This is a genomic window from Zoogloea ramigera, assembly GCF_006539865.1.
Taxonomy (GTDB): domain Bacteria; phylum Pseudomonadota; class Gammaproteobacteria; order Burkholderiales; family Rhodocyclaceae; genus Zoogloea; species Zoogloea ramigera.
The window spans coordinates 19,947-27,918 of the sequence record NZ_BJNV01000017.1; the positions used below are offsets into that span (position 1 = coordinate 19,947).

Here is a 7,972-nt window from a genome sequence, read left to right on the forward strand (position 1 = left end):
TTGGCTTTGGTTTCTGTTCGCTGATGGGGGGTGGTAGCCTGAGTGATGTGTGTGGGTCGCTGATGGAGACCAACCGCTTTCCGTTGCTTGACGTTTCGTTGGCCGAGGCGATTGCGGATCGCTGATGGAGACCAGCGGCTTTCCGTTGTTCGGCGCCACATCGGCCGGGTCGCGTTCCACGGCCGGGTTTGCGCACCCGGCCGTGGAGCAACGCCAAACAACGGAAAGCCGCTAGCCCCCCCTTACGGCACCACCCACTCCCCCTCCACCTCCAGCCGGTCGTCCGCACTGATGCGCATCACATAGGCGCCTTTGGAGCCATAGCGCTGGCCCGGGCCCAGGGTGAAGCGCGGGTAGGCGGTGGTGGTGGCGCCGGCGTAGGCGTCCTCGACCCGCTCCAGCAGGCCCTCCCGCGAGGGGGTGGCGTCCAGCGTGTACAGCGCCCGGGCGGTGACCGCGCAGGCCGACCAGGTGTCGCCCTGCAGGCGCTCGGTGTCGCGGGCGAGCTTGAGCCCGCGGCCGCTCATCCAGCCTCCGAGGTTAAACACCATCCGTTCCAGCCGTCGCCCTGGCGCGTCGAAGGGGTGGACCACCCGCAGCTGGCGGAGTGTGGTGGCGCCGAGGCTCGTCTCGTCGCGGCGCTCCAACTCACCGAGGGTAGCCGAGACCAGCACCAGCACCTCGGCCGGCAGGGGTGGCAGCGTGGCCAGGGCCTCGCGCAGTGCGTCGGGGGGCAGCCACAGGGCCAGCGCGTCGCCCTCGGCCAGCAGGGGTGGGGGTGTGCCGGGCCGCAGGTCGAGCCGCGCGGCGGCGGGCAGTTCGGCGGCCAGCGCGGCGGCGCCGAGGCGGCCGATGTCGTCGGCGGCAAACACCTGCACCAGCCGGCGCGGGGGGCGTGGCCTGTCCTCCAGGTAGCGCGCCATCACGCGCCCCTCCACGGCCACCCCGGGTGAGAGGTAGATGGAGCTGCGCGGCGCCGGCCCGGGAGCGTCGGTGTTCGGAAACAGGCAGGGCAGGCTCTCGGCCTCGCAGAATTCATGCACCGGCGCCCATTCCCGCCCGATGCCGGACAGCAGCGCAAACACCGGCTGCTCGCGCAGATGCCGCGCCAGCTGCGCGGGCCAGGTGGGTGGCGGGCCGTGGAGCTTCCAGGTGTGCAGCCGCCACGGGCGCCGTTCGCTGCCGGGGCGCGGGCCGTGTTCGGCCACGCAGTGCTGCAGCACATCGAGCATGGCCTGGCGACGCCGGGGGCTTGCATCGGGGGCCACCACGGTTGCGAGGTGGATGGCCTCGTCCGTAATGCCCGGCGGCGGCGTGGCGCCGAGGCTGCCCAGGTAGGCCGCCAGCGCCTCCACCTCCCGCGTCGTCAAGGCGTAGCGCGGCATCAGCGGGTCGAGGGCCTGGCCGCCGGGGCCGATGCCGTCGGCCATCGCCCGGGCCAGGGCCAGCAGGTCGTAGGCCGGCCGGGTGCGAAAGCCATGGTCGTGCAGCGTCATGCCGGGGGCCTGGCGGGGTCGTCTGCCGGCGCGCGGCTGGCCGGGGCTGAACAGGTGACGCCCGGTGATGGCCGGGGCGATCGCCACCCCCTCGACGGTGCCGAGGCCACTCGGGCGGTGGCACTGCACGCAGGCGATGTCGCGCCCGCGCAGCGGCGGCCCGGCGTGGCGCCGGCCCTCTACAGGCGTGCCGTCGGCGCGCAGGCCGTCGCGGTAGAGCCTGCGCCCCTCGTCGATCAGCGCCTCGTCTGCCACCGCCGGTGCGGCGCCGAGCAGGGCGATCAGCAGGGCGAGCAGCGGCGCCTTCAAGGGGCGAGCATCGGCCGCAGTTCGGCCAGGATCTGCGGCGCCTGGGCCAGCCCGTCGAGGCGCACCCACGGCTGGCCGGGGGCGCGGCGCAGGAAGGTGAGCGGCGTGTGGCCCATCTTGTCCGGGCGGTAGGCGTTGAAGGCCTTCTGCACCGACTCGCTGGCGGCGCTGCTGCCGGTGACGAACACCCACGGCTCGGCGGCGCCGAACTGGCGGGCGTAGTCGCGCAGGCGCTTCGGCGTGTCTTCCTCCGGGTCGATGGACACCGACACGATGCGCACCCGCGCCCGGTCGGCGCCGAGCTTGTCCTGCACCTCGGCGAAGATCCGCGTCATCGGCGGGCAGATCGCGGTGCAGCTGGTGTAGGTGAAGTTGAGCAGCACCGGGCGGCCGTCGTCGATGAGCTCCGGCAGCGCGACGGCCTTGCCGTCCTGGGTCTTCAGTGCCACCTTGGGCAGGGTCAGCCGGGTTTCGCTGCGGCTGATCGTCGCGCTGGACGGCGCCGCGACGTGGTGATGATGGTGGTGGTGATCGTGCTCCCCGGCCCGCACGGCGGCGGGCAGGGCCAGCGGGAGGAGGGCCAGCAGGGCGATGCGGCGGGCGGAGCGGGGCAGGGGGGTGGGCTTTCGGGGCATGGTCGGCTCGGGGCGGTCGGGGGCAGTCGGGGCGCACGGACGTGTGCCGAGCCCCGATTGTGGTGGCCGTCGGAGCCGGGCTTCGTGATGCAGATCACGCGCTCTTGTCCCATTTTGTGTCACGCCCTCTTAAGGGCGCAGCGGCGGTTCAAGGGGGCGCACGCGGGTGCTACCGTAAGCTTTTGCCAACCACCGGGAAGCGCCGCGCCCGGTTCTTGAATGGACATCACCATGAACGGCCTCGGCTCCCCGCGTCTCCTGACCATCGTGATCATTGTCGCCGGCGGTCTGATCGCGTGCTCGCCCCGTGACGAGCCCGCGCCCCGGCCCGCACCTCAGGCGATGCCGGCTCCGGCCCAGGCCACGACCCCTCCCGCGCCTGCGGCCCCTGCCCCCGCCCCCGCGCTGCAGGGCGTGATCGCCGGCGCCGGCTCTGCCGCCGTCGCGGTGCTCGCCGAGCCGGGCAAGGCCCCGCTGCTGGTGCCGGAAGGGGGCCTCTACAGCAGCGAGTTCCGCGTCGAGCAGGTGCAGCCCGACCACGTCGTGCTGCGCCGCCAGAGTGACGGCACGCTGATCACCCTCGTCCCCGATGCCACGCCGGCCGCCCCGGGCGAAGCCCCGGCAGAGCCGACCCTCGTCACCCCCATCGGCGAGTTACCCCTCCAGCCCCCGGTGCCGGCCGCCATCAACGCCTCCGGCCCGCCCCCGGGCCCCGGCCTCACCGGGCCAGCCCTGCCCGGGCCGGTGTCCGGGCGGTAGGCCTGCGACCGGGCCCTACGACCGGCTCTTCGAGCGCGTGCTGCTGGACGGCAAGATCTCCACCGTCGACACCCGCCTCTCGCTCAACGGCAATCCCATCCTGCCGGAAATGCTCCCACCGCTGGGGCTCGGCGATTCGCTGAAGGCCCAGGGCGCCCTGCATGTGCCCCTCCAGATCGGGGCGGGCGCAGTCGTTTCGGGCACGGACCACCTGCTCGCCACCGAGAAGATCGGCATTGCGAACGGCAGCATCGGCATGCTGGCCGGCAAGACCCTGCAGCTCAAGGAGCGAGGCAGCATCGAAGGCTTCGGCGCGGTGATGGGAAAGTTGGTGGGCGGCGTCGGCAGCGCGATCAAGGTGACCGGCGGCGACCTCAAGCTGGGCGCGCCGGACCAGGCGATGGCGGTGGATCACGACGGCGACATCCACGTCGAGGCAGGCCGGACGCTGGAGCTGGAGTCCCTCGATGCGGCCCTCCTGGGCGGCAAGGTGAATCTAGGCGGCGGCAGCCTCGGTGCGAAGAACGGCATCGGCATCAAGAAGGAGGGCCGGCTCAGCGGGTCCGGCGTGGTGCAGGGGGCGGTGAAGAGCAAGGGGGTGATCAGCCCGGGGGCGTCTTTTGGGGCGCTGCAGTTCGAGGATGGTCTGGAGCTCGAGCAGGATTCGGTGCTCGAACTGGAGTTGGGCCTGTTGGGCGGCGTCCTGAGCTACGACCAGCTGCTGGTTGATGGCACCCTCAGCCTGGGCGGCCTGTTGCGGATCATCCTGACCGACGACTACATGCCGTCGGCGGGCGACTTTGCCGACTTACTGGTGGCCGACAGCATGGCCTCGGTTTTCGCCAGCCTGGAATTGATCGCCCCGGGCCGGCAGATTTCCTGGACGGCGGGGGTCGTCGACCTGCCGGACGCGCGGCAGGCCTGGCGGTTCGAGATTCTCTCGGCCCAGGCCGTGGACGAGCCCTCCGTGCCCGCGCTGGTGGGCTCGGCCTTGCTGGCTTTCGTCGGGTGCCGCAGGCGGCGTTCGATGCCGGGGGCGGGCAGTCCAGGTAGGTCGGGTTAGCGCAGCGTAACCCGACGCCTCCCACGCCACGCCGCCCCGGCCGGTGAATCCGGCGCAACCACCCGCATCGCCCCCTTCGTGCCGCAGCACCCGCCGCAGCCCATGCCGGCGGGTTAAGATGCCGCCTCTTCGAGTTTTCGTGATCGGTGGCACCCCGTGGCAGAAGCAGCAGAAGTGGCAAAAGCAGCAGACGCAGCAGACAGCAGCATCGACGCCTTCATCGAGCGCTGGAGCAAGGCCGGCGGCAGTGAGCGGGCCAATTACCAGCTCTTTCTCACCGAGCTGTGCGCGCTGCTGGGCTTGCCCACGCCCGACCCGGCCTCGGGCGACAACCGCGACAACGCCTATGTATTTGAGCGCCGGGTGGTGATGCGTGAGCCCGACGGCAGCCCCCGCGACCGCTACATCGACCTCTACCGCCGCGGCGCCTTCGTGCTCGAGGCCAAGCAGAGCGGCAAAGCCCTCGACACCTCGGGCTGGGACAGCGCCATGGTCGCTGCCCACAAGCAGGCCGACCAATACGTGCGCGCCCTGCCCGCCGACGAGGGGCGGCCGCCCTTCATCGTGGTGGTCGACGTCGGCCGCAACATCGAGCTCTACGCCGAGTTCAGCCGCTCCGGCGGCAACTACACCGCCTTCCCCGACCCCAAGCACTTCCGCATCCGGCTGGCCGACCTGCGCCGCCCCGACATCCGCGAGCGCCTCAGCACCCTGTGGCTCGACCCGATGCGCCTCGACCCCTCCCGCGAATCCGCCCGGGTCACCCGCCAGATCGCCGACCAGCTGGCGGCGCTGGCCAAATCCCTCGAAGCCGGCGGGCACGGCGCCGAGGACGTCGCCAGCTTTCTCATGCGGGCGCTGTTCACCATGTTCGCCGAAGACGTCGGCCTGCTCCCCGAGCGCGGCTTCACCCAGCTCCTCGAGCGCCTGCACGGCAAGCCCGCCAACTTCGCCCCCATGCTCGAGAGCCTGTGGCAGAGCATGAACACCGGCGGCTTCTCGCCCATCCTCGAAGACAAGGTGCTGCGCTTCAACGGCGGCCTGTTTGCCGACAGCCGCGCCATCGCCCTCGACCGCGACCAGCTCGAGCTGCTCCTCAAGGCCTCCCGGGCCGACTGGCGCTACGTTGAGCCGGCCATCTTCGGCACCCTGCTCGAGCGCGCCCTCGACCCCCGCGAGCGCCACAAGCTTGGCGCCCACTACACCCCGCGCGCCTACGTCGAGCGGCTCGTGCTGCCGACCATCGTCGAGCCCCTGCGGGTTGAGTGGGGCGAGGTGCAGGTGGCCGCGCTGGCCTACGAAAAGCAGGGCAAGCGCAAGGAGGCCATCGAAGAGGTGCGCCGCTTCCACCGCCAGCTGTGCGAGCTCCGCGTGCTCGACCCCGCCTGCGGCAGCGGCAACTTTTTGTACGTCACCCTCGAACACCTCAAGCGCCTTGAGGGCGAGGTGCTCAACCTGCTCCACGACCTCGGTGAATCCCAGGGCCTGCTCGATTTGCAGGGCATCACCGTCGGCCCCAACCAGTTCCTCGGCCTCGAGATCAACCCCCGCGCCGCCCGCATCGCCGAGCTCGTGCTGTGGATCGGCTACCTGCAGTGGCACTTCCGCACCCACGGCAGCATCAACCCGCCCGAGCCCGTGCTGCGCGACCTGAAGAACATCGAGAACCGCGACGCCCTCATCGCCTGTGACGGCACCCGGGTGCTCACCGGCGACGACGGCAAGCCGCTCACCCGCTGGGACGGCCTCAGCTACAAGCCCAGCCCCATCACCGGCGAGCCGGTGCCCGACGAAGCCTGCCAGGTCGAGCAGCTGTGCTACCTGGCGCCCGCCAAGGCCGCGTGGCCGGCGGCCGACTACATCGTCGGCAACCCGCCCTTCATCGGCGCCGCCACCATGCGCCGCGCCCTCGGCGACGGCTACGTCGACGCCGTGCGCGGCACCTGGAAGGCGGTGCCCGAATCCGCCGACTTCGTCATGTACTGGTGGCACATCGCCGGCGAGGCGGTGCGCAGCGGCGCCGCCCGGCGCTTCGGCTTCATCACCACCAACAGCCTGCGCCAGACCTTCAACCGGCGCGTGGTGCAGGCCCAGCTCGAGGCCAAGCCGCCGCTGTCGCTGGCCTTCGCGATCCCCGACCACCCGTGGGTGGACGCCGCCGACGGCGCCGCGGTGCGCATCGCGATGACGGTGGGCGCGGCGGGGGAGGGCGAGGGCTGCTTGCTATCCGTTCGCGATGAGTGCGAAACAGATGGCGACGAGCGCAACGTCACCCTGGTCGAAAGCCGGGGCTCGCTCCACGCCGACCTCCGCATCGGCGCCAACCTGTCGGCGAGCGTGCCGATGCTGGCGAACAGCCGCATTGCGAACCGCGGAGTGCAGATTCTTGCCTCGGGCTTCATTGTTTCCCCTGAGGAGGCGGAGCGGCTCGACCCCCAGAAGCAGCTGTCGGTCCCGTACCGCAACGGCAAGGACATCACCGATCGCCCTCGCGGTGTCATGGCGCTTGACCCTTACCCCATGAGCGAACTGGAACTCCGCACCAGGGCCCCGGATGTCTTCCAGTGGCTGCTGACCCGGGCCAAACCAGAACGTGACCTCAACCCGCGGGCGACCTACCGGGACAACTGGTGGCTTTTCGGCGAGAACCAGCCGCTGATGCGAGACTCGATCAGGCAGCTTGAGCGCTTCATCGTTACGGCGATCACTGCGCGACATCGGATGTTTCAGTTCCTGCCGCGTGAAGTCATGCCCGATCAGGCGCTTCTTGTCGTCGCCTCCGACGACGCGCTGGTGCTCGGCGTGCTGTCGAGCCGGGTGCATGTTTATTGGTCACTGGCATCCGGCGGAACGCTGGAGGATCGGCCCCGCTATAACAAGTCGGTCTGCTTCGACACCTTCCCCTTCCCGGCCCCCACCCCCGCCCAGGCCGACGCCATCCGCCAGCTCGCCGAGCAGATCGACGCCCACCGCAAGCGCCAGCAGGCCGCCCACGCCGGGCTCACCCTCACCGGCATGTACAACGTGCTCGAAAAGCTGCGCAGCGGCGAGCCCCTCGGCGCCAAGGACAAAACGCTCCACGAACAAGGCCTCGTCTCGGTGCTGCGCACCCTGCACGACGAGCTCGACCGCGCCGTCTTCGCCGCCTACGGCTGGGCCGACCTCGCCGGGCAGCTCGTCGGCCTGCCCGGCGCCACCACCCCGCTGCCCGACAAGCCCGACGCCCAGGCCGCCGCCGAAGAGGAGCTGCTCACCCGCCTCGTCGCCCTCAACGCCGCCCGCGCCGCCGAAGAAACCCAGGGCCAGGTGCACTGGCTGCGCCCCGCCTACCAGCACCCCGGCAGCGCCACCCCCGGCCCGCACGCCGCCATCGAAACCCCCGACCACGCCAGCCCCGAGCCCGCCGCCGCCGGCCAATCCACCACCACCGCCACCGGCAAGGCCGCCTGGCCCAAGACCATGCGCGAACAGATCGCCGCCGTGCTAGCCAGCCTGCACCCCGCCCCCCTCGCCGCCGCCGCCGTCGCCGCCACCTTCAAACGCTCCCCCATGGCCAGCGTCCAGGCCGTGCTGGACGCCCTCGAAGACCTCGGCCGCGTGCAGCAGGACGCCGGGCTGTACCGGCGCACCGACTGACGCGGCACCGGCCGGGGCGGGGTGCGTCGGGTTACTGCGTGGGATGCGTCGGGTTACGCCCCCGACATCCCCCC

General features: G+C 71.4%; 5 protein-coding genes. 3 read left to right on the forward strand and 2 right to left on the reverse strand.

Annotated elements, in window-relative coordinates:
• Positions 1 to 242: 242 nt before the first annotated feature.
• Both ZRA01_RS07265 and ZRA01_RS07270 read right to left on the reverse strand, forming a co-directional pair.
• A complete protein-coding gene (locus ZRA01_RS07265) occupies positions 243 to 1,805 on the reverse strand; it encodes a hypothetical protein (RefSeq protein WP_141350783.1) in 1,563 nt (520 codons plus the stop codon).
• Positions 1,802 to 2,440, reverse strand: a complete 639-nt coding sequence (locus ZRA01_RS07270; protein ID WP_141350785.1) for an SCO family protein — start codon at positions 2,438 to 2,440, stop codon at positions 1,802 to 1,804. Before ZRA01_RS07270 ends, ZRA01_RS07265 begins: the two co-directional genes overlap by 4 nt.
• Before the next feature lie 219 nt (positions 2,441 to 2,659).
• On the opposite strand from ZRA01_RS07270, the gene ZRA01_RS07275 reads away from it, so the two are divergent.
• The 3 genes from ZRA01_RS07275 to ZRA01_RS21235 all read left to right on the forward strand — a co-directional run bounded on the left by ZRA01_RS07275 (position 2,660) and on the right by ZRA01_RS21235 (position 7,898).
• The gene (locus ZRA01_RS07275; RefSeq protein WP_141350787.1) at positions 2,660 to 3,199 is read left to right on the forward strand and encodes a hypothetical protein; all 540 of its coding nucleotides are present in this window, start codon (positions 2,660 to 2,662) and stop codon (positions 3,197 to 3,199) included.
• Positions 3,200 to 3,236: 37 nt separating this feature from the next.
• Positions 3,237 to 4,262, forward strand: a complete 1,026-nt coding sequence (locus ZRA01_RS07280; protein ID WP_141350789.1) for a hypothetical protein — start codon at positions 3,237 to 3,239, stop codon at positions 4,260 to 4,262.
• A 174-nt stretch (positions 4,263 to 4,436) separates the two neighbouring features.
• Positions 4,437 to 7,898, forward strand: coding sequence for a class I SAM-dependent DNA methyltransferase (locus ZRA01_RS21235; protein WP_281279851.1), 3,462 nt, complete (start codon positions 4,437 to 4,439; stop codon positions 7,896 to 7,898).
• The last annotated feature ends 74 nt before the right edge of the window (positions 7,899 to 7,972 follow it).